Here is a 22,148-nt window from a genome sequence, read left to right on the forward strand (position 1 = left end):
CACAGCCACTTTGACGGTCTCCCAGTCTCGTGAAGGACGTGGATTCGAGGTTGTCAGACCGCCTCGTTATGGTGGGCCTCTGACCACCTGTCCGATGCGTGCGCCGCAGCTCAGAAGGGCGGTCCACGTTTTCCGGTCCGGACGAGGAGGAGGCCGATTGGGACCCCGTGGCGTCTTCGCGGAGCGCTTCGCGCTGCTCTACGCGGAGGCAGGCGACCCGCCTCTGAAGCGAGTCACGGAGTCGGTCACCCGTGCCCGCCGGACGGATGAACAGGGCCGGCCTCTGCGCGTGCCCGCCCAGCGGGTCAGCGACTGGCGGCGCGGGCGCAACGTCCCCGCCAGGTTCAGCGGCCTGAGCGCGGTCCTGGAGGTCCTGGTCGGCGAGGCGCGCAAGCGCAGGCCCCAGCCCTCGATCGACGGCCTGTACGAACTCGACGTGTGGCGCGCCCTCTGGGAAGAGGCGCTCGCGAGCCCTGTCGCGGAAACGGGCACACCTCCTCAGGAAGACAACTCCGTCTGCCCGTACATGGGCCTGAGCGCATTCGGGCCGCAGGACGCGAATTGGTTCTTCGGCCGGGAAAGGGCGACGAACGCACTTCTCGACCGGCTGAACGAGAACGGCATCACCACGCTCGTGGGCGCGTCCGGCGCCGGCAAGTCCAGTTTGATGAAAGCGGGCGTCCTCCCCCGGCTGAACAAAGAGGCCGTCATCATTTCGCCCGGCACCGATCCGCTGAAGGAGTTCGCGCTCCAGGTGCCGGAGCTGATCCGCGTGCTGGAGTCCGCCGCCGAGTCGGACGGGCTCGTCGACTTCGCCCACGAGGTGCAGGCCGCGGTCGGCGACCGGGTGGTGATCGTCGACCAGTTCGAGGAGGCGTTCACCCTCGGCGGCGACGAGAACCGGTTGCGGATCTTCGTCCAGGCCCTGCACGCGGCGGCGGGGAGAACTGCGGTCGTGCTCGGCGTGCGGGCCGACTTCTACGCCCGCTGCCTCGACTTCCCCGAGCTCGCCGAGGCCCTGCAGACCAGGCAGATGGTGCTCGGCGCGATGACGGCGGCCGAGTTGCACGACGCGGTGACGAACCCGGCCAAGGCAGCCGGGCTGCAGCTGGAAGCCGGTCTGGTCGACCTCGTGCTGCGCGACCTCGGCACACACAACCGCCGCGGCAAAGACGCCTACGACGCGGGCGCGCTCCCCCTGCTCAGCCACGCGCTGCTGGTCACGTGGCAACGCAGGCAGGCGGGCCGCCTCACGATCGCCGGCTACCGGGCGGCGGGCGGCATCCAGGGCGCCGTCGCCGCCACCGCCGAACGTGCCTGGTCAGACCTCGACGAACCGGCGAGGGCCGCCGCGAGACAGCTGCTGCTGCGCCTGGTCAGGGTCGGCGACGACACCCAGGACACCCGCCGCCGTTCCAGCCGCCACAGCCTGCTGGAGGCGAGCACGAACCTCCCGGCGACGGAACGTGCGCTCGAAGTCCTCACGCACGCCCGCCTGATCACCATGGACGCCGACTCGGTGCAGATCACGCATGAGGCGTTGCTGCAGGCGTGGCCGCGGTTGCGCAGCTGGATCGACGAGGACCGCGCGGGCAACCTGACCCGGCAGCGGCTGGAAGAGGACGCGGCGACGTGGTCCACGCACGACCGCGACTCGTCACTGCTCTACCGCGGTGCACGGCTGGAGGGCGTGCGCCAGCAGCAGGACGTCACCACGATCGCCAAGGAGTTCGTGCGGACGTCCGAACGCCAGCACCGCAAGAGCGTCTGGCTGCGCCGCAGCGCGATCTCCCTCGTCGTGATCTTCGCGCTGATCGCCGCGGGCGCCGCGGTGATCGCCGTGCGGCAGCGTGACGACGCGGTGTTCCGCCAGATCGTGGCAGAGGCGGACCGGCTGGCCGACACGGACGCGTCGGTGGCCGCCCAACTGCTGCTCGCCGCCCACCGGTTGCGGCCGGACGACCTGGACGTGGGCTCCAAGCTGCTCGCGAACCAGCAGAAGCCGCTGGCCGTCCCGCTGCCGGGGCACACCGGCGCGGTGTACCTGACGTCGTTCACCACTGACGGCACCGTGCTCGCGACCGCCAGCTACGACCGGACCGCCCGCCTGTGGGACGTGCGGGACCGCGCGAACCCCAAGCCGCTCGCGGTGATCACCGGCCACACCGACTGGCTCACCTCCGCCGTGTTCTCCCCGGACGGCAAGGTGCTCGCCACCACCGGCAACGACAAGACGATCCGGCTGTGGGACATCACCGACCGGGCGAATCCCCGGCACCTCAGGACGATCGAGACCGGCAACGGCACCAGCTACCTGCTGGAGTTCAGTCCCGACGGCAGGATCCTGGCCGCGGCGAACGAGGACAAGACCGCACGGCTGTGGAACGTCAGCGATCCCGCGGATCCGCAACCGCTCGGCGAACCACTACGCGGCGCCACCGCGGCGGTGCGGACGCTCGCCTTCACCCCGGACGGCAGAACGCTCGCCACGTCCGGCGACGACCAGGTGATCCGGCTCTGGGACGTCGCGACCAGGACGGCGCTGGGCAAGCCGATGACGGGCCACACCGGCGGCGTGCACTCGGTGACGTTCAGCCTGGACGGGAAACTCCTCGCCTCCGCCGCCGACGACACGACGGTGCGGTTGTGGGATCCCGTGACGCAGGCACCGATCGGTGACCCGCTCGTCGGCCACACCGCCGGCGTGTGGTCGGTGAAGTTCAGCCCCGACGGGCGGATGCTCGCCTCCGGGGCGGTCGACGGCACCGCGCGGCTGTGGAACGTCACCGATCCGGTCAACGCGATGCAGCTCGGCAAACCGCTCGCGGCGCCCAGCGGTGGCGTGTTCGCGGTCGGTTTCTCCCCGGACGGCGCGACGCTGGCCACCGGCGCGGGCGAGAACTCGGTGCGGTTGTGGTCGTTGCCGCGGCACGTGGTGCCGGTCCCCGCCGGGAACGCGGGCGTGACGTCGTTCAGCGAGGACGGCAAGCTGCTCGTGACCGCGGACGGCAACGGCGGCAAGGACGGCAAGACCGCGCGGTTCTGGGACACCGCGGACCCGTTCACGCCGAAGTTCCTCGGAGCGGTGAAGGTCAGCCCTGACAAGGGATCCGTCCGGGTGCAGCTCCGGCCGGACGGCAAGGTGCTCGGCGCGCTGGCCGGCGAGAAGTCGCTGCAGCTGTGGGACACGAGCGATCCCGCGCACGTCGTGCCGCTCACGCCGTTGATCACGCTCGGCACGCGGTTCACCAACCAGCTCGTCTTCGCTCCCGACAACAAGATCATGGTGACCGGCGGCGACGACGAGTCGGTGCAACTGTGGAACGTCAGCGATCCCGCGCGACCGGTGAAGCTGGGCGAGCCGCTGACCGGCCACGACGGGTACGTCAACGACACGACGTTCAGCCCTGACGGCAGGACCATGGTGACCGCGAGCAGCGACCGCATGTTCCGGCTGTGGGACATGACCGATCCCGCGAGACCGCGCCTGCTCGGCAAACCGGTGGAGGACCACCACGAACCGGTGCAGCGCGTCATCTTCACGCCGGACGGCACCAAGCTGATCACCGGCGGCGCCGACAAGGCGATCCGGCTGTGGGACGTGCGCGACCGGGAGAAGCCGGTGGCGCTCAGCGTGCTCACCGGGCAGACACAGCAGGTCTTCTCGCTCGCGGTGACGCCGGACGGGAAGACGCTCGCGAGCGCCAGTGCGGACAAGACGTTCCGGTTGTGGGACATCGGAAATCCCGCCAGGGCGACCCCTCTCGGCCAGCCGATGGCGCTCGCGTCCGGCGCCGAGCCGAACGTCCTCTTCAGACCGGACAGCCGGACGCTGGTGCTGTCGGGCGGGGGCGACGGCCTGCTGCGCCTGTGGGACATCGACGTCTCGCACGAGGCCGACCGCATCTGCGCCACCACACGGGGCGCGCTCACCGAGCAACTGTGGCAGAGCCGCCTGCCCCAGGTGGAGTTCCACGCGCCCTGCTGACGGTGCTCAACCAACGCAAACCCTCTCACCGACAGCACCTCATCGATTACTGTCCGCTTCATGCGTCTTCTTGCTCGGGTCGGCAGCTTGCGCGCGGTCGTCGCGGTGACCGTCGGGTTCATCGCCCTCAACATGATTCTCGTGGTGCTCGGCAACGTCACGGACTACGGCACGAACGAGGCGTTCGTGAAGCACGTCCTCGCGATGGACACCACGTTCGGCGAGGGGCTGAAGTGGCGGGCGATCACGAGCCCCGCCGTCGTCACGATCGTCTACGTCTTGATCATCCTGTGGGAGGCGATCTCCGCGGTGCTGCTGACCGCGGGCACCGTCGCCTACGTCCGCGACAAGGAGGACAGCGCGCGCAGGTTCGCGTCCGCCGGTCTGCTGATGATCGTGGCGCTGTTCCTGGGCGGCTTCATCACCGTCGGCGGAGAGTGGTTCGCGATGTGGCAGTCGAAGGACTGGAACGGCATCGGCGCGGCCCTGCGGATGGTGACCATCGCGGGCTTCGCGCTGATCCTCGTGCACCTCAGCCCGCGTCGGGCCACTCAGTAGTCGGCTCCACGCAGAACACGGGTCCGACGCCGGCGTCGGCGCCCAGGCCACTCCACCAGTCGCGCTGCTCAGCGTCCTCGATCAAGTCGATCACGACGAGCCCACCGGCCTCGTGCACGAACCCGAAGAGGTCGCTGAGCACGTGCGACACCAACTCGTCCGGCTTCTGGCAACGCCCCTTCACCCGCACGGCCGCCACGCCGAGCGACCGCACCAGTTCGATCTCCGCGGTGGAACCGGAGAAGTCGCGCGCGCCGATGTGGATGCCCATGTCGGAGAGCAGTTCGAGGTTGTCGGCGGCCTCGCTGTCCTCGGACGCGAGCACGTGCACCGGAAAGCCGAGCAACAACCGCCCGGCCGGTAACCCGGTGTCCGCGAGCACGCGCCGCACGTCGCGCACGAGGTCCGGGCTGTTCGCCATGCTCTCGGTGAGGCAGACCGCGAGCATCTCCTCGTACCGGCACGCGGACTCGGCGGCCGTCCGCAGCATCCACTCGCCGAGCGGCAACATCAGCCCGGTGTGCTCGGCCATCCCGACGCACTTCTCGTGCGGGATCAGCCCGACGTCCCGATGCCGCCAGTTCAGCTCGGCCTCGACGCACACCCGCGCCGATCCGTCGAGCTTCATGACGGGGTTGAACACGACCTCGATGTCGCCGTTCTCCCAGGCGCCGGGCATCACGGCGGCAAGAGCGAACTCCTCCTGCTCCCGCTTGTCCTGAGTGGCGTCCTGCAGCCCCCACTGCCGCCGTCCGCTGCGCTGGGCACGCCGCAACGTCATGTCCGAGGCCCGCAACACCTCGGCGGGATGATCGCCGGGATGCAGCCGGGGCAGCACCCCGATCGACGCCGACACCGCGACCCCGTGCTCGCCGAAGTAGACGGGCTCGGCCAGTTCGTGCTCGATCATCCGAATAGTCGTGTCGACGTCCGGCGTCTCGGGCCCGTTCTCGACGAGCACGGCGAACTCGTCGCTCTCAAGCCGGGCGACCATCGCCTTCTCGGCGGAGAACACCGAACTGAGCCGTTCCGCTACGAGCTTGAGCACCTTGTCGCCGATCTCGCGCCCCAGGCCGTCCGTGATCACCGCGAAGGCGTCGAGATCAAGGTGGTACAACGTCACGCCGTACTCGATGTCGCTGTGCAGCAACGACTCCAGCCGTGTCGTGAGGTACTGCCGGTTCGGCAGTCCGGTCAGCGCGTCGTGCAACGACTGGTACTGCAACCGCCCGCCGAGCAAGGTGAGCTGGCTGTCGTCGTCGATCATCACGACGAAGTGCTGCGGGTTGTCCTCCGCGTCCTTCTGCACGGTGGCCGCGAGCAACACCCGGAAGTGCTCACCATCGCGATCGATCAGCCGCGGCCGCTCCTCGACCCGCCGCATCCGCCCGTACCGCAGGCCGGCCAGCGCGTCGTTGATGAGCGGCAGATCAGCGGGCGCGATCAAATCCGTGAGCGTCATCCCGGCGGCGTCTTCACGCCGAAGAATGGTGCACAACGCCTCGTTGGCCCGAATCAGCTCCCCGTCGAGCCCGACCATCGCGATGCCGGTGGAGGAATGCGCGAAAATATCCTCGAACCGCTCTTCGCTGGCCTGCAAATCCAGCTGCACGGCCCGATTCGCCCGTAACAGAGCCTGACTGACACTTTCCTGCTGCTCCAGGACGAACGCCTGAATCGCCCCGGTGTAAGCGGCCGAAACAGCCCCGATCACCAGCGCGGCCTGCCGGGCGTCGGCCCCCTCCCGCACGACGAACATCGCGAGAACCTCGATGGACTCCCGCAGACTCTCAGCGCCGACGCAGTGGATCTCCACCAGCCGAGTGCCGACCAGCGAGGCCACCTGGGGATCCCCGACGAGCGCCTCAGCCACCAGGTTGAGCAGCTCGTGCAGCTCCTCCGTCAGCTTCGCGGCAGACAGGGGTATGTACGCGGTACGACTGACCTTGATCGCCCAGTCGCGCGCCAACGCGTCGCGTCCCACCGGACGTGACGGTCTCGCGTCGTCCTGGCTCGGCAAAACGTTCCACCTGACCTGCTCGGCGAGCAACGGTGCGGAAGCCTACCGCCAGCAAACCACACCGTCCCAATGCGCGGCGCCGTTCCCCCCAACGGGGGCATAGCCATCTCTGAGCGTTACACCCTTTACTCGCTCGATCGGACCAATTTTCTCACGAACAAGCCCAACCCTCGACCCTCGATCGGGCTACAGCGGCCAGCGGAGGGTTCACGACGATGAACGGCAGGCGAGCCCGAAGCCCACGAGCGTCAGCCCCCGATGATGTGCCGCAACTGAGCCAGCAGATCCGACCGGGACGTAGACCCCAGCCGCTGCCTCATCCGAGCCATGTGGTGCTCAACGGTCTTGGCGGAGATGAACAACCGATCCCCGACCTGCTTGTAGGTCATCCCCTCCACCACCAGCTGAGCCACCTCCCGCTCCCGATCACTCAGCTTCCCGGCGTCCTCGACGACCGGAGCGGCGTCCTCAGCCCCGCGCCGAACCGAAACCGGCCGCCCCTGCAACAACCGGGCACAGTCCAGCAACCGAACCATCGCCTGCCGGTCGGAAGTGCGAATAGCCGCCTGCCCAGCCAACCGGGACGCATCCCACCACAGCCCGACCGCGTGCAGCCCCCGAGCAGCTTCCTCGACCCGATCAGCGTCGACCTCGCCGGCCACCACATCCAGCCAGCACTCGGCAGCCGCGGACAGAATCGCGCAGTACCGGTTCCGCTCCCGATGAACGGCCAACGCGGCCGCATGCTCCTCAGCGGCAGCGGTGTTCTCGTCGATGATCGCCGCGTGCAGCAAACTCCAGTGCAGCTGCGTGGCCCACAACGGCGGATTTCCCAACGCCCGCAACAAAGCGGCTGCCTGCGCAAGATGCGGCGCCAGCCGCTCGTGATCCCTCAACCGGGCGGCGGCCGCGGCGAACTCCCCCAACGGCAAAAGGCTGAACAGATCCACCGGATGCCGAAGAACAGCCTCACAGGCCTGCTCCCACGTCCGCCGCAACGTGGCCAGATCGGAGTTCCGCCGGGCAACACCCATTTCAAGGGCCACCGCGAAAATCCAGTCACGGGGTTCAAAGGTCCCCCGAACGGACATCAACGTCTCGCGAGCCACGGCCAGGTTCCCGCGCAACATGTGCAGCCATGCCTGCAACAACCGATGCCGCACGGACATCAGCACTCCACCGGTACCGGTCTCGACCGCACGATCCAGCACCGACTCCGCCACGTTCGGCTCGCCACAGTGCACCGCGACCAGCGCGGCCAACGCAGCCGGGCTGTCTGGCAACAACACCGCACCACCAGCAGGTTCGAGCATCGACGAAGCACGGACCAAAGTGGACAGTGCCGCGGTCTCGGCACCGACAACCGACTGCCGAACCCCCTGCAACATCAGTGAAGCCGCACCACCGAGCATCGTCGGCGGCTGCGGAGGCGTCTCCTCGAACAGATGCCCGGTGCCGATCAACCCGATCCCGGCAAAGGCAGCCGCATAGGGCGTGGCGGCCCAACGGAACAACTCGGTGCTGCGCGCCAACTGCCCGCGGTGAGCCAGGGCGACAGCCGCCACCTCGGCCGCGGTCCGGCGATGCGGCGAATCGGCAACGCTGATGACCTGGTCGGCAAGGCGAAGCGCACCGTCCAGATCACCCGCCATCGCCGACGCCGTAGCCCACGAAGCGGCGGTCTCGGCAGCAGGAACTCCGCCCCCGGTCGAGGCCTTGAACAGCCGGGCCGCAAGAGCAGGATCCGAAGCCAAAGCCTCACGAGCAGCGGCGACGAACACGGGCCCGCCGATGCCGGTGTCGAGCAACGGCCGCACCAACTCAAGAACGGGACCACCGCGGTCGAGCTGGAGCTGGGCCAGCTTCTGCCGCACCGCGATCCGCCGCTCAGCACGGGTCAACGACCCCACAGCCCGCGAAGCGAGCGGCAGCAGGGTGCCGTCCTCGGCGAGCAGACCGGTGGCGCGGGCGGCCTCGATGATGTCGCTGACCTCGTCGAAGTCCTTGTCCAGCAACGCGGACAGCAGGTCCAGGCGCTGGGCGGCCCCGGCTTCCGCGGCCAGCAGGAACTTCTGCAGATCGGGGTCGAGCCAGTCGAGTTCGGCGCGGAACGCACTCAGCACGTCGGAAGAAACCTCCGCGACAGCACCAAGGCGCTCCACGAACAGAGGCACGCCGCCGGTCTGCGCGAACACGAAGTCAGCAACGGCTTTGGGAGCGTTCAGCAGTTCGCGAACTGCCTCACGGGAAAGCGGCTCCAACGGCACGACGACCGCGCCACGGGTCAGTTCGGCGAGCAACGCACGCCGCGGCCACGGGCGGTAGGCCAGCGCCAAAAGCGGTTCGGAGGCAAGTGCGCGCAACGAAGCATCGTCCAGCAGGTGCGCGTCGTCGACCACGCGCACGGCGGTGTTGGTGATCTCCGAAAGCAGCGCTGTCTTGCCGTAACCACCAGGCGCCGCAACGACAACACGCAGGCGGTCACCTGCGGTTGCGTCGTTGATCCGGTCGAGGACGCCTCGCACTGGGGCGTCCAGCACCAACCTGGCTCGCGTGGTCACGCTCAACGGCCGTCCTCATCATCGTCTCGGGATCGGGAACCGGAGCGGCGTCCGGCGGGCTTCAGCGCGCTCGCGACGCGCTTCACCCGCCTCGGCGGCAGCTCCAGCGGGGACACGTCCACCGGCGGGCGGGGCGGTGGCGCGGAGAACTCGTCGTCGTCGGGGTTCGGGACCTCGCCGACGGGGAAGCGCAACGACGCTTCGCGGGTGTGCACCAGGACCGACGTGTCGAGCGGGGCCGGTTCGGCCTCGGGGCCCATCAGCACCAGGCGCGCGGCGACCGCGAGGCCCTTGGCGACCGAGTGCTCGGGGGCTGCCTCGGCCAGCACGCGGCAGTCGACCGCGGACGACAGCGCGTCGCCGATCACGGGCATCCGGCAGCCGCCACCGACGAGCAGCACGGCGTCGGGCTGCACGGCGCCCAGGGTGCGGACGAAGGTGCCGACCAGGTGGTCGACGGACGGCCGGATCTCGTCCACGAACTCGTCCCGCGCGATCTCCACACCGCTGACCACCACGGACTGACCGGACGGGCCGAACGCCCGCTTCGCCGCCTCGCACTCGGCGGACGACACGAGGCCGTCCTTGCCGAGCCGGCCTCGCACCAGTCCCAGCAGCAGGTCGTCGAAGTCGGCGCCGGTGTGGTGATCGACGCCGTCGACGTGGTTGACCAGCTCGAACGTCCGTTTCTGCGCACGCCGGACGACCGACGCGGAGAACGCGTGGCTGCCCAGCGAGAACACCGCCAACGACGCGTCAGGCACCACACGGGAACGCACGGCGTGGTTCTCGGCCGCGGCCAACGGCTCTGGCACCAGCGTCACGTCGTGCACGCCGACAGCCCGCAACGCCGCGTGGAGCTGTCCTCGGCGATAGGGGCCCCACCCGGCCGGGTGGCTCACCGCCAGGTGACGGGGCCGTTCACCCTCTCGGGCGACCACCTCACCGACGACCCACATGATCAGCAACGCGGTGAGCTCCTCGGCCGTGCACACCTCCGGGCCCAGCGCGAACGGCACCGCGTCACCGATCCGGCGAGCGAAACCGGAGGCCGTCCACCCGGCCGCGCCGCGCTCGCCGACCGTGAACGTCCCCGCGTCCGTGAGCTGCAGGAACGAGGGCACCACAAAGGCGATTTCGGCATCCCGGGCACCGTCGAGGCGGCACACGGCAGCCGTCGTCCGGGTGGTCCCGACATCGACTCCGAGTACGTACGCCAAGTCTCTTCCTCACCTGTTCGCAGCAGCGACCAGTACCTACACGGGTGAACAAGAGGCACTCAAGCGAGGCCCCTAATCCCCTAGGGGGTCAACGACCGTCACCCCATTGGGGAACGGGGAATCACTGGGAGTGATCCCCGATGCAGGTGGGGGCCTCGCTCTCATAACTTTCAGCCACACACCCCGAACGACATCCGCGTCTCACCAGGAGTGCCCTCAGATGACCCAGCCCAGCACGCTCCACGACTTCGTGCTCAACCTGCTCAGCGACCCGTCGCTCAAGGACGCGTTCGCGGCCGACGCTCAGGGCACCCTGGAGCAGGCTGGCCTGGCCGACATCACGGCCGTCGACGTGCAGGAGGTCATCCCGCTGGTGATCGACCTGCTGCCCGCCACCCCCGCTGGCCTGCCCGCCATCGACGGTGTGGACCTGGCCCTGCCCACCGACGCCCTCCTCGCGGACGGCCCGCTCGGCGCCATCAGCCAGCTGCAGGCGGTCGCGTCTCAGCTGACCTCGTCGGGCGTGAGCCTCAGCGACCTGCACACGTCGTCGGCCGGCGTGCTCGCGGCGGACGAGAACGGCTTCAACCTCATCACGGCCAACAAGACCCTCGGCCAGTACACGTCGACCAACGTCGGTCTCGACGGTGACTTCTCCGCCGTCGGCGACGTGACGAGCGTCCTCGACCAGACCGCGTCGCCGCTCACCGGCACCGTGCTGGACGTGGCCGACACCGCCACCGCGACCGTCGACGCGCCGCTGGACGGCGTCACCTCGGCCGTTCCCGGCGTGGACGGCGTCCTCGGCCACCTGGGCGGCGTGACGGGTCTCGCCCACGACGCCCTCGGCGTGCTGGGTGGCGGCGGCGCCGACCTCGGTGTCCTGAACGTCTCCGGCCTGGGTGACCTCGCCGACGGCAACCTCACGGCGCACTCCACCGAGACCGTCATCACCGCGGAGCACACCGCGACCGGCGTCGTCGACACCGCCACGAGCCTCACCGGCACCGCGACCGGCCTGGTCGGCGACCACGGTGTCGGCAACGTGCTCGGCACCGTCACCGACGTGACCCACAACGTCCCGGTCGTCGGCGACCTGGACCTGGGCCTGCTCGGCTGAGCCACCCTCCCGACGCGGACCGGCCCTGTCTCTCGTGGACAGGGCCGGTTCGTCGTCTCGGCTGACAAAACGATCAAAACAGTTCACGTTCTCCCTCGGTGAGCAACGTCACCGTCCTTCCGAACAGCCCCGTCTGGCCGAACAAAACCGGTATCGCGTTCGAGGCTTTCACCCAAGGGGGTGAACACGGCACTATGAGTCAGGTGATGGCACCGCCCTGGCTCGACGTGCTCGACGAGACGATCGGGGCCTGCGTCACGCACCGGAGGCCCGATCTGGAGGCCCGGCTGCGCGAAAAGCGGGCACAGCAACTCGACCCGAAGTTGCGCGTTCTCGTCGTCGGCGAGTCCAAACAAGGCAAGAGCCAGCTCGTCAACGCGTTGCTCAACGCCCCGGTCTGCGCGGTGGGCGACGACATCACGACGACTGTGCCGACCTTCGTCCAGCACGCCGACACCCCGTCGGCGGCGCTGGTCCGCAACGCGTCCGCGGGCGGATCGATCTTCCACACACCGACCGAGCGCATCGCCGTGCCGATCGACCAGGTGACGAAACAGGCCGCAGCGCAGCACGTCGTGCGGGCCGAGATCGGCATTCCGCGCGCGTTGCTCGACAGCGGCCTGGTCCTGATCGACACCCCCGGCGTCGGCGACACCCGGTCCGCGCACACCGCCAGCACGTTCGCGACGCTGATGCAGGCCGACGCCGTGCTGCTGGTCTCCGACGCGACCGGTGAGCTGACCTCGGCGGAGATGACGCTGCTCAAGAAGGTCATGGAGGCCTGCCCGAACGTCACGGTGGTCGTCACCAAGATCGACCTCGTGCCGAGCTGGCGCAGCGTCGTGGAGCGCAACCGGGCTCTGCTCGCCCGCGCCGGCGTCCGCGCGAAGCTCATCCCGGTGTCGAGCGCGCTCAGGCTGCGCGCCGCGAAGACCGGCGACCAGCGCCTCAACGCCGAGTCCGGGTTCCCGGAGCTGGTGACGTGCGTGCAGAGCGACATCGTGGCGAGCGCCGAGCTGCTGGCCCGCCGTGCCGTCGCCGTGGTCGCGTCGAGTGCGATCACGCAGCTCGTCACGCCGTTGCGCGAGGAGCTGACGGCGCACGACTCGTCCCACACGGTCGCCACGATCTCGACGCTGCAGGAGGCCCAGCGGCGCGTCGACGAGCTGCGGCGCCGGTCCGCGCGCTGGCAGAACGTGCTCAACGACGAGATGGCCGACCTGATCTCCGACGTCGAGTACGACCTCCGCGACCGGACCCGCAAGATCCTGCGCGAGGTCGACAAGACCTACGACGAGGCCGATCCCGCGGTCGGCTGGGACAAGTTCGAGCAGTGGCTGGAGGACAACCTCAACGAGGCCGCCACCACGAACTTCGCCTGGCTGATGGAACGCGCGGAGTGGGTGGCCACGAAGGTCGCCAAGAACTTCCCGGTCTACCGCGAGGACCTGATCCCGGGTTCGGTGCTGCCGGACGACCTGCTCGAACCGGTGAGCAAGCTGGAGAAGCCGAAGATCGAGCCGTTCTCGGTGCCGCAGAAGCTCTTCACCGGTCTGCGCGGCTCCTACGGCGGCGTGCTGATGTTCGGCCTGGTCACCTCGCTGGCGGGCATGCCGCTGATCAACGTGATCTCGCTCGGCGCCGGCGCCCTGTTCGGTGGGAAGTCCATTTTGGACGAGAGCGACCAGCGGCTGAAGCGCCGCCAGGCAGCCGCGAAGGCCGCCGCCCAACGGCACGTGGACGACTTCTTCATGAAGTTCTCCAAGGACGTCCGCGACTCCGGGCGGCACATCCAGCGCTCGCTGCGCAACCACTTCAGCACGCTCGCGGAAGAGCTGCAGGAGACGTTGCTGGAGTCGGCCCGCAGCGCCAAGCGCGCGGTGCAGGACGACCAGACCGAACGCGAGCGCAGGATGCGGGAAGGCCGCAAGGAGCTGGACAAACTCGTCACGCTCTACAAGCGGGTACAGGCGCTCGGGGGTCCGGCGATGGAGCTCACCGCGTGACATTGGACCGCGTCGTCTGGTCGATGCTGCAAGAGGCGTTGGGCGTCTACCGCGACAGCCCCCGTGCCACGGCCTGGCTGCGCTCGCACGTCGAGCGCTACACCGAACCCGTGCGGATCGCGGTGGCCGGCCGGTCGCGGATCGGCAAGTCCACTGTGGTCAACGCGCTGGTCGGCGACGAGTTCACGCCGCAGAGCTCGTTCGTCTGGTACCGCGGCGGCACCGAGCCGCGCGCACAGGTGTTCGCCGGACCCGGCCGGCCGCACGACGTCCCGATCGGCAGGCGGGGCAGCCGCAACCACGTCGAGACCGGCCAGTTCGACCGCGCCGACCGGATCGTCGTCGACTGGCCCGCGCGGGCGTTGCGCGACGTCGTGCTGATCGACACCCCGTCCGAGGCCACCCCGGAGCAGGTGCTCGGCGACGCGGACGCGTTGCTGTACCTGATGCGACACGTGCAGGACGAGGACCTGAAGTTCCTGCAGTCCGCCAACGACCACCCGATCGCCCGCACAGCCGCCGTGCACACGGTCGCGGTGCTCGCCCGTGCCGACGAGATCGGGGCAGGGCGGATCGACGCGCTGTCGTCCGCCAAGCAGATCGCCCGCCGCTACCGCCGTGACGTGGCCGTGGAACCGTTGTGCCAGAACGTGGTCTCGGTCGCCGGGCTGCTGGCGGTGGCCGCGAGGACGTTGCGGGAGGACGAGTTCGCGGCGTTGCGCGTGCTGTCGTCGCTGGGCCGCGAGGAGCTGGAGGACCACCTGCTGTCGGCGGACCGGTTCGCCGGCGAGCAGTTCCCGCTGACGATGGAACCGGCCGTGCGGCAGGCGTTGCTGGAACGGTTCGGGATCTTCGGCGTCCGGCTGATCACCGCGTTGATCAGGCAGGGCTTCGACTCGCAGGTGAAGCTGACCGGCCAGCTGGTGCAACGCAGCGGGCTCGGCGAGCTGCGCGACTCGATCGCGGTCCACTTCGTCGAGCGCCGCGAGATCCTCAAGGCGCGCTCGGCGTTGCTGGCGCTCGACGTGCTGTTCCGGATGGAGCCGCGGCAGAACTCCCGCAAGCTGATGGCCGACCTCGAACGGGTCGTCGCCTCCGCGCACGACTTCCGCGAGCTGCGACTCGTGGCGGCACTGCAGTCCGGACGGACGAAGCTGCCCGCCGAACTGCAGGCGGAGGCGTTGCGGATCATCGGCGCCGAGGGCGTCGCTCCGTTGGCACGGCTGGGTTTCGAGTACGAGGCCGACGCGCGGGAGTTGCGCGAGGCCCTGCTCGACGCGCTGGTCCGGTGGCAGGCACAGGCCTCGGACGTCCACGCGTCTCACGAGCATCGGAAGGCCGCGCAGATCGTGGTCCGCACGTGCGAGGGGCTACTCCCCCAGTTCAGCTGAGGCACGATGGTCGCCATGGAACTCGTGCGGTGGGAGGACGGGCACTTCGGCTACATGCTGCGGTGGGCGTCCGATCCTCGGATGACGGCGTACGTCGGCAACGGCATGCCCTGGACTCCGGACTACGTGGTGGAACGGCACGAACAGGCGCTGCGGCACTGGGAGGACCACGGCTTCGGCCTGCACGTGGTCGTCGAGGACGGCGTGGTCATCGGCCTGGCGCAGATGCTCGACGGCGACCTCGGCGAGATCGAGATCGGCTACTGGATCGACCCGGCGCACTGGGGACGTGGCGTCGCCACGCGGGTCGCCGTGGAGTTGCGGGACAAGGCGCTCGCCATCGCCGACCGGGTCGTCGCCGGGACCGACGCGCGCAACGTCGCGTCCGGCCGGGTGCTGGAGAAGGCAGGGCTGACCTACTTCACCAGCAGGAACATGGGCGGAAGGCTTCAGCACTGCTATGCGTTGCAGCGAGGTATGAGCGACAAGGGCGTACTGCGGTACAGCGCGTTCACGACGGACCCTGCGGGCGGCAACCCGGCGGGCGTGGTGCTCGACGCGTCCGACATGACCGACGACGAGATGCTCGCGGTCGCCGCGAAGGTCGGTTACTCGGAGACGGCGTTCGTGGTGCCGTGGGTGGCTGAGCGCCAGTTCGACGTGCGGTACTTCAGCCCCAAGGCGGAGGTGCCGTTCTGCGGGCACGCCACGATCGCCACGTCCGTCGCGCTGGCCGAGCGGATCGGCGACGGGCCGCTGACGTTCCACACTCCGGCCGGTGAGATCACCATCGAGACCTCCGCCGGGACGGCCTCGCTGACCAGCGTGCCGACCGAAAGCGCTGTCGCGGATCCGGCGTTGGTCTCCGCGGCCTTGGAAGCGTTGGGGTACAAGGAGATCGGTGACGGGCCGGTGCACGTCGGCTTCGGCGGGGCCCGCCATCTGCTGATCCCGGTGCGGGACCGCGAGCAGCTGCGCGAGCTGGACTACGACTTCGACGCGTTGCGCGACCTGATGCTGGCGCACGACCTGACGACGGTGCACCTGTTCTGGCGCGAGTCCGCGGAGTTGGTGCACGCCCGCGATCCGTTCCCGGTCGGAGGTGTGGTCGAGGACGCGGCGACGGGCGCCGCCGCGGCCGCGTTCGGTGGCTACCTGCGCGATCTCGAAGGACCGCAGCGGTTCGTCATCAGCCAGGGCGAGGACATGGGCAGGCCGTCCCGGCTGGAGGTCGACGCGACTCGCGAGGACCGCCGGGTGGTCGTGACGGGTGCGGCGGTTCCTATCCGCTGATCCGTTCCAGCACCACGACGGGGATCTCGCGGTCGGTCTTGCGCTGGTAGTCGTCGTAGTCCGGCCAGACCTCGGTCATCAGCTTCCACAGCCGGTCCCGCTCGTCGGGCCCGGCCGTGCGGGCGCGCGCCTGGAACTTCTCCGCCGCCACCTGGACGTCGACCACGGGTTCCTCTTCGAGGTTGAGGTACCAGGCCGGGTGCGTCGGCTTGCCGCCCTGCGACGCCACGACCACATGATCGTCGCCGGAGGGCTGGTAGATGAGCGCGGTCCGCCGCATCTCGCCGCTCTTGCGTCCCTTGGTGGTCAGCAACAACGTGTAGACACCCGGCCGCCACTCGTGGCCCTCGGCGCCGTTGGTCTCGACGTACTTCTGGATGTGCTCGTTGACCCAGCTCGTGGGAGAGTCCTTCACCGCCATGGGTTCGACGCTACTGCCGCGGAGCGCAGGGTGCGCGACAGCAGCGTCGAACCGAGGGGTGCGCACCCTCCCGCGCCGGACCCTCGGGCGCTGCCGCAAGCGCCGGGCCGGATGATCGATCGAAAGTCACTATGCCCCGATCGAAGGGTGGCGGTGCATTCAGAAGGGGGATACAAGGTCTTTATGCCCGAGTTGGAGCTCCGCCACCTTCGCGCGGTACGAACTATCGCCGAAGAAGGCAGCGTCACCAGGGCCGCGACGCGGCTCGGACTCACCCAACCCGCCCTGTCCGCCCAGCTGCGCACCGTGGAACGCCTCGTCGGTGGCCAGCTCTTCGACCGAACGCGCAACGGTTGCGTCCCAACGGACCTGGGGCGCCGAGTGCTGGGCACCGCCAGGTTGGTGCTCGACGAGATGGCGCAGCTGATGGCCAACACCCGGGAGACCGACCGGCGAGGGCCGCTGATCTTCGGCTGCATCCCGATCCTGTACTTCGCCTCGGTCGTCGAGGGGCTTCGGGCGCTCAACGCCGACGTGCGCGCGGAGGTTCGGCCTTCGTCCGCGGAGATCGTGGACATGCTGGAGGCCGGGCAGGTGCACGTGGCGCTGTTCGAGTTCTTCGACGGGATGCACGCGCGGGATCTGGCCGGGATCGAGCTGCGGAAGCTCGTGACCGAGCCGGCGTTCGTGGCGTTGCCGGAGACCGATCCGCTGGCCCTGCTGGACGAGGTCGACCTCGCTGATCTCGCTGATCGGGACTGGGTCACGCCGCCCAAGCAGCACATCGGCAGTCGTACGCAGATGTTCCAGGCCTGTGCGGATGCCGGGTTCGTGCCTCGGCTCACCCATCACACCGGGGAGGCCAGCATGGCTCGCGGGCTGGTGGCCGGCGGGTGCGTGTCGTTTGCCGCCGCGCCCTCCCGGACCGGGGAGGGGATCGTGATCCGGCGGTTGCGGGGGATGCCGTTGATGACCGACATCTTCGTGGCCACTCGCCGGGATTCGCCGGTGGCCGGGCGGGCGCACGAGGTGTTCGCTTGTGCCGCCGAGGCTTATCGGTCTGTGCTGGACCGGAATCCGGAGTACCGCAAGTGGTGGGACGCGCATCCGGAGGCGCATCCCGAATTCACCTAGGCGGCCGGAAAGGCCGGGCTGAAAGCGCCCGGCCGTGCCATCACCCGCGCTGGTCGCGTTCCGGCGGTTCTACTGGACCTTGATCGGCGTGGAGGGGCGGCCGATCAGCTTCTCCAGGTCCGGGCGGACCTCGGCGAACACGCCCTCGCGGATCGCCTTGAAGAAGTCCACGAAGATCGCGGGCACGCCGGCCGCGATCAGGTCCTCGTCGCTGACGTCCTGGAAGCGGTCGCCGGCGAGCTCCGGGAAGGACCAGGTGGTCGAGCCGGTGAGTTCGTAGACCTGGTTCTCGTGGCCGGGGGTCGTCAGGGCCGCGGCCGCGGCCTGGGCGTAGTCGTCACGGGCGGCGCTGGCGATCCGGCCGTCCTTCGTGGAGACCGCGACGGTGTCGCCGGAGAGGGCGCCGAGGTAGTTCTCGTGGTACATGCCGTTGCGCAGGAACGTGAACGGGATGCCGGTGGCGCGGATGGCCTCCTCGGTGGCCTTGTGCACGACCGCGACGCCCACCGTGGACGTGTCCGCGTCGGTGAGGCTCGTGTAGAAGATGTGGCCCACGCCGTGTTCCACCGCCTTGGCGATGGCGTTCTTGTGCTGCTGGATGCGGGTGTCCGTGTCGGGGGCCTCGCCGGACACGATCAGCAGCTTGTCGGCGCCGGTGAAGTTGAGGGTCTCGGGCTGTTCGAAGTCGCCCTGGCGAACCTCGACGCCGTCGAGCGTGAACTTCTCCGGGCTGCGCACGGAGACGATGACCTGCTCGTCCGTGCGAGCGAGGACGTGGCGGACCACTGCGTTGCCGAGCTGACCGGTTGCTCCGGTGATGAGGATCGTCATAGCCACAAAGCTAGGGATAGCGCTAACCTTTCGTAAGTACCCACTTTGAAGTTGGGTACTTACGTGGAGGTGAGCATGCAGGTCACGATGTGTCCCGAGCGGGCAGTCATGGAGCACGTCACAAGCCGGTGGGGCGTACTGGTGCTGCACGCGCTCTCCAACGGGGAGGCGTGGCGGTTCAGCGAGTTGCGGCGTGAGCTGGAGCTCGCCAGCGAGAAGATGCTCACGCAGACGTTGCGGACGCTGGAGCGGGACGGGTTCGTGCATCGCGAGGTCTATCCGGTCATCCCGCCGCACGTCGAGTACTCGCTGACGCCTCTCGGCAAGGGTGCGGCGAACCACCTCGTGGCGCTCGCCCACTGGATCGCGGCGAACCAGCCCGAGGTCACCGAGGCGCAGGAACGCTATGACGCCTCCTGAGCCTGGCCGGAGTGTCGACAGGGAGACATCGGGTTAGTCACCCGATTGCGTAGTGTTAGTTCTCACTAAGTCCCGAGAAATGCGGGTCGGTCATCGGATGGGTCACGATTAGGGGGCGCGATCCGGCCCCTTGGACTGGCACAATGGACCAATGGCCCAACCGTTCACCGACGAAAGCCATCCGGCGGAGCCCTATCCGGGCACTCGTCCAGACCACTGTTTCGTCCACGTCGACGAAACGGGCTGGCCAGTGCGACCGGACCTCACGATGGAGTCGGGATGGCGAGTTGAGCCGGAGAACATCGACCTAGACCAATGGTTGGCCAACCATGGTGAGGCCCCGCTGGCGACCCGGATGCCGGTGCTCGGCTACGGCTCGAACGCCAACCCCAGCAAGCTCACCTGGCTTCGCGAAGAGCTCGGACTTGAAGGCCCCGCGGTCGTGCTTCGCGCACGGTGCGAGGGCCTTTCTGCTGTCTGGGCCGCCGGTTTGCGCATGCGTGACGGCCAGCGCCCCGCCACCCTCGCGGGGGCTCCCGGCGTCACGGAAGAGCACTCCATCTGGTTCGCCACGCCTGAGCAGCTGCGTGTGCTGGACCGCTGCGAGGGACGCGGGCTGCGCTATCGCCTCGCACGTGTCCACACGGGCCGTGTGGTGCTCTACAACGGTGGCGTCATCGACAGCGTTCTCGCCTACACGGCGGGCTCCAAGAAGCGGATGCCCGTGCTCTTCAACGGCCGTATGGTCCGTTGCGCGGACGTCTCGCAGCGAGGGGCCCGCGTACTGGGCGAGAGGGCCGCGATGAGCGACGGACTGGACGTGACCGAGGTCCACGGCGAGCCGTCCGCCGACGACTGGCCCGAACTGCTCTTCGTCTACGGCACGCTCCAGCCGGGCGCAAACGCTTGGCACCTGATGGAGCCGCACGTCGTGGAGTCCGAGGAGACCCACCTGCCCGGCACGTTGTTCGACACGGGCATGGGCTACCCCGCGCTGCGCCCCGGCGCAGGGCTGGGCGTGCCGGGCTTCGTGCTGCGGCTCAGGTCGCCCGAGGACGCGCTGCCGTTGCTCGACGAGTACGAGGGCGAGGACTACCGCCGCGTGCGCGTCGTGCTGCCCGACGGCCGGATCGCGTGGACGTACATCTGGACCGCGGCGGTGAAGGGCATGTCCGAACTGCCGGACGGCTGGGACGTCCACCAGATCCGGTCAACTTCTCAGCCCTGAAGAGCCGGGCCTGCGCCCGGTTCCTTCAAGCCAAGTCGCGTTCCTCATCCACCACTGGCCGTGGTGTGCGGGCCGCATCCACCAACGACCTAGGCAGTCATCGGTACGGGCACGTTCAGACATCTCCGGCTCGGGCACCTCGCAGGTGGCGATCAGGAACCACATGCCGTGAACGAGTCGGGATTCCGCCGCCAAACCATCGAGTGAATTTCCGGCATGGTGTGTGGGCTAGTTGATATTTGGGCACATCCTTCGGTGGTAGGAGGTGCACCCATGACTCGTCGTCTGATCGCTTGCGGACTGGTGCTCACCGCGTTTACCGCCGTAACGGCTTGTGGGACGAGAACCCCGGACAACGCCTCGCAAACGCTGCCGACGTCCACGTCACCGTCTTCGTCGTCGTCGGCACCCGCCTCGTCCACCGCCCCGGCCGGCAACTCCGGTGCGGCCGCTCCGGCCGTGAAGCGCTGCGACTCGGCCGCGCTCAAGGGCGAGGTCACCCCCACGGACGCCGGTGCGGGCAACAGGTACGGCAAGTTCGTCGTCACGAACTCCGGCACGATGCCGTGCACGCTCAACGGCTACAGCGGTTTCCAGCTGGAGAACGCCTCCGGCGCGGTGCCGACCAAACTGGAGCGCAAGGCGGATCCGGGGCCGGCGGCCATGACGCTCGCACCGGGTGGCAAGGCATCGGCGAACCTGCACTGGGGCGTCGTGCCGTCGGGCAACGAGCCCGTGGAGGGCCCGTGCCAGCCGGAGCCGTCGAAGGCCGCGGCCATTCCGCCGGACGAGACGGCGGCGCTGACCGTGCCGTGGACCCTTGGCCCCGTTTGTTCCGGTGGCCGGATCGAGATCAGCGCCTTCTACGCTTCGTAGATGCACGTACCTGGATGGCTCGCCGTGCTTCCGCACGGCGAGCGCATCGCCCGTTCACTGCGCGCAGCCGGTGTTCCGGTCGCGGTGAGCGAGGACATCGAGGCGGTGGTGGAAGCCGCCGATCGACCGGTCGTCCTCATTGGACACTTCACCGGCGCGCCCGCCGCGGTTCGTTATGCGCAAACGCATTCGGGGCTCGCCGCCCTGATCCTGATCTCGCCGGTGCTCGGTATGTGGGACGGCGCGTCCAACGGGCTGGCCGACCTCATGGACGAGGTCAGCTTCGGCCCGGCGCTGGGCGACCTGCCGACGTTGTGGCTGCACGGGTCGGAGGACGAGATCGTGCCGATCTCGGACACCCGCGCGGGCACCGACCGGATCCGCGGGTCGGCGTTCGAGGAGCACGTCGTGGACGGGCTGCTGACCGACGGCGAGGCCGTCACTCGGGTGCTGGAGTTCGCGCGGAGGGTCATCTGACACCATTTCGGGTGTCATGGACGAAGACGACCTCGTGCTGGTGATCACCGTGGTGGTCGAAGCAGCGAACGAGCAACAGGCGCGTGCCGCGTGCGGCGCGCTCATCAGCCGTGCGGGCGCTCAGATCGTGGACGCCCGTGACTGCTCGGACGAAGAGCCGGGCTGCTGGGCTGTGGTCATCACAAGGCCGAGCACGGAGAAGGCCACTCACAACGTCGCCGCGGCGCTGGCTCGGGCCGTGCGCACCTTCGTGCGCGGTCTGGGTGAGGGCTTCTCGGCGCCACGGGTGGCGTGCGAGCCACCGACGGCGTGGACCGTGCTGGACGAGCCGGAGCTGATCAACCAACTGGTGCCGGGCGCCGAGCGCGTCATGGTCGAGGTGTGGGCAGGAGATGACCCGTTCGGGGCAGGCACTCCGCGTGACAAGTCACCCAGCAAGCCGTCTTGATTCACCCGGCCGGTCGGTGCTTCAGCACGACAGGCTGTAGGCGGCATTGTGAGTGTCACAACACGCGTGGGCAAGGGGCCAGCAGCGCGCTCAACTGATCATTAAAGCAAGGCCCGTTCGAGTGGATTCAGGCATCCACCCGGTTAGCCGATCTTC

At 68.9% G+C, this 22,148-nt stretch carries 17 protein-coding genes; 12 read left to right on the forward strand and 5 right to left on the reverse strand.

Going from position 1 to position 22,148, the window contains the following annotated elements; all coding sequences use genetic code 11:
- The first annotated feature begins 157 nt into the window (after window positions 1–157).
- Window positions 158–3,988, forward strand: coding sequence for a hypothetical protein (locus ACIRG5_RS32820; RefSeq protein WP_402911922.1), 3,831 nt, complete (start codon window positions 158–160; stop codon window positions 3,986–3,988).
- Between the two features lie 60 nt (window positions 3,989–4,048).
- On the forward strand, window positions 4,049–4,546 hold the full coding sequence (locus ACIRG5_RS32825) for a DUF2165 domain-containing protein (protein WP_402911924.1): 498 nt from the start codon (window positions 4,049–4,051) through the stop codon (window positions 4,544–4,546).
- On the opposite strand, the gene ACIRG5_RS32830 is transcribed toward ACIRG5_RS32825, so the two are convergent.
- From ACIRG5_RS32830 to ACIRG5_RS32840, 3 genes are all read right to left on the reverse strand, one after another.
- Window positions 4,521–6,530 carry a diguanylate cyclase domain-containing protein gene (locus ACIRG5_RS32830; protein WP_402911926.1) on the reverse strand — a complete coding sequence of 670 codons (2,010 nt, stop codon included), beginning with the start codon at window positions 6,528–6,530 and terminating at the stop codon, window positions 4,521–4,523. The genes ACIRG5_RS32825 and ACIRG5_RS32830 overlap by 26 nt on opposite strands.
- A 284-nt stretch (window positions 6,531–6,814) precedes the next feature.
- Complete coding sequence (locus ACIRG5_RS32835; protein ID WP_402911928.1) at window positions 6,815–9,127, reverse strand: LuxR C-terminal-related transcriptional regulator; 2,313 nt, start codon at window positions 9,125–9,127, stop codon at window positions 6,815–6,817.
- A gap of 2 nt (window positions 9,128–9,129) precedes the next feature.
- Window positions 9,130–10,347, reverse strand: a complete 1,218-nt coding sequence (locus ACIRG5_RS32840; protein ID WP_402911930.1) for an Hsp70 family protein — start codon at window positions 10,345–10,347, stop codon at window positions 9,130–9,132.
- Between the two features lie 220 nt (window positions 10,348–10,567).
- Here ACIRG5_RS32840 and ACIRG5_RS32845 point away from each other — a divergent pair, with 220 nt between their 5' ends.
- From ACIRG5_RS32845 to ACIRG5_RS32860, 4 genes are all read left to right on the forward strand, one after another.
- A complete protein-coding gene (locus ACIRG5_RS32845) occupies window positions 10,568–11,467 on the forward strand; it encodes an IniB N-terminal domain-containing protein (protein WP_402911933.1) in 900 nt (299 codons plus the stop codon).
- Between the two features lie 206 nt (window positions 11,468–11,673).
- Entirely contained in the window at window positions 11,674–13,473 is a 1,800-nt protein-coding gene (locus ACIRG5_RS32850) for a dynamin family protein (protein WP_402912629.1), read from the forward strand.
- A complete protein-coding gene (locus tag ACIRG5_RS32855; RefSeq protein ID WP_402911936.1) occupies window positions 13,470–14,864 on the forward strand; it encodes a hypothetical protein in 1,395 nt (464 codons plus the stop codon). Before ACIRG5_RS32850 ends, ACIRG5_RS32855 begins: the two co-directional genes overlap by 4 nt.
- Window positions 14,865–14,879: 15 nt before the next feature.
- Complete coding sequence (locus ACIRG5_RS32860) at window positions 14,880–16,157, forward strand: PhzF family phenazine biosynthesis isomerase (protein ID WP_402911938.1); 1,278 nt, start codon at window positions 14,880–14,882, stop codon at window positions 16,155–16,157.
- Here ACIRG5_RS32860 and ACIRG5_RS32865 read toward each other — a convergent pair.
- A complete protein-coding gene (locus ACIRG5_RS32865; RefSeq protein ID WP_402911941.1) occupies window positions 16,147–16,578 on the reverse strand; it encodes a nitroreductase family deazaflavin-dependent oxidoreductase in 432 nt (143 codons plus the stop codon). The two genes, ACIRG5_RS32860 and ACIRG5_RS32865, sit on opposite strands and share 11 nt — an antisense overlap.
- A 183-nt stretch (window positions 16,579–16,761) precedes the next feature.
- On the opposite strand from ACIRG5_RS32865, the gene ACIRG5_RS32870 reads away from it, so the two are divergent.
- Window positions 16,762–17,712 (forward strand): LysR substrate-binding domain-containing protein, encoded by a 951-nt coding sequence (locus ACIRG5_RS32870; RefSeq protein WP_402911944.1) that lies wholly within the window; start codon window positions 16,762–16,764, stop codon window positions 17,710–17,712.
- A gap of 69 nt (window positions 17,713–17,781) precedes the next feature.
- Here the strand turns inward: ACIRG5_RS32870 and ACIRG5_RS32875 are convergent, their stop codons facing one another.
- Complete coding sequence (locus tag ACIRG5_RS32875; protein ID WP_402911946.1) at window positions 17,782–18,543, reverse strand: NmrA family NAD(P)-binding protein; 762 nt, start codon at window positions 18,541–18,543, stop codon at window positions 17,782–17,784.
- 75 nt (window positions 18,544–18,618) lie between these two features.
- Here ACIRG5_RS32875 and ACIRG5_RS32880 point away from each other — a divergent pair, with 75 nt between their 5' ends.
- The 5 genes from ACIRG5_RS32880 (at window position 18,619) to ACIRG5_RS32900 (ending at window position 21,992) form a co-directional block, all read left to right on the forward strand.
- The gene (locus ACIRG5_RS32880; protein WP_402911948.1) at window positions 18,619–18,963 is read left to right on the forward strand and encodes a winged helix-turn-helix transcriptional regulator; all 345 of its coding nucleotides are present in this window, start codon (window positions 18,619–18,621) and stop codon (window positions 18,961–18,963) included.
- Window positions 18,964–19,114: 151 nt separating this feature from the next.
- On the forward strand, window positions 19,115–20,191 hold the full coding sequence (locus ACIRG5_RS32885; RefSeq protein WP_402911950.1) for a gamma-glutamylcyclotransferase: 1,077 nt from the start codon (window positions 19,115–19,117) through the stop codon (window positions 20,189–20,191).
- A 273-nt stretch (window positions 20,192–20,464) separates the two neighbouring features.
- Window positions 20,465–21,067 carry a DUF4232 domain-containing protein gene (locus ACIRG5_RS32890; RefSeq protein WP_402911952.1) on the forward strand — a complete coding sequence of 201 codons (603 nt, stop codon included), beginning with the start codon at window positions 20,465–20,467 and terminating at the stop codon, window positions 21,065–21,067.
- Entirely contained in the window at window positions 21,068–21,544 is a 477-nt protein-coding gene (locus ACIRG5_RS32895; protein ID WP_402911954.1) for an alpha/beta hydrolase, read from the forward strand.
- Between the two features lie 16 nt (window positions 21,545–21,560).
- Window positions 21,561–21,992 (forward strand): hypothetical protein, encoded by a 432-nt coding sequence (locus tag ACIRG5_RS32900; RefSeq protein ID WP_402911956.1) that lies wholly within the window; start codon window positions 21,561–21,563, stop codon window positions 21,990–21,992.
- Window positions 21,993–22,148 lie beyond the last annotated feature (156 nt).

Origin of the sequence: Lentzea sp. NPDC102401 (genome assembly GCF_044765805.1) — a bacterium.
In the GTDB taxonomy this organism is placed as follows: Bacteria; Actinomycetota; Actinomycetes; order Mycobacteriales; family Pseudonocardiaceae; genus Lentzea; species Lentzea sokolovensis.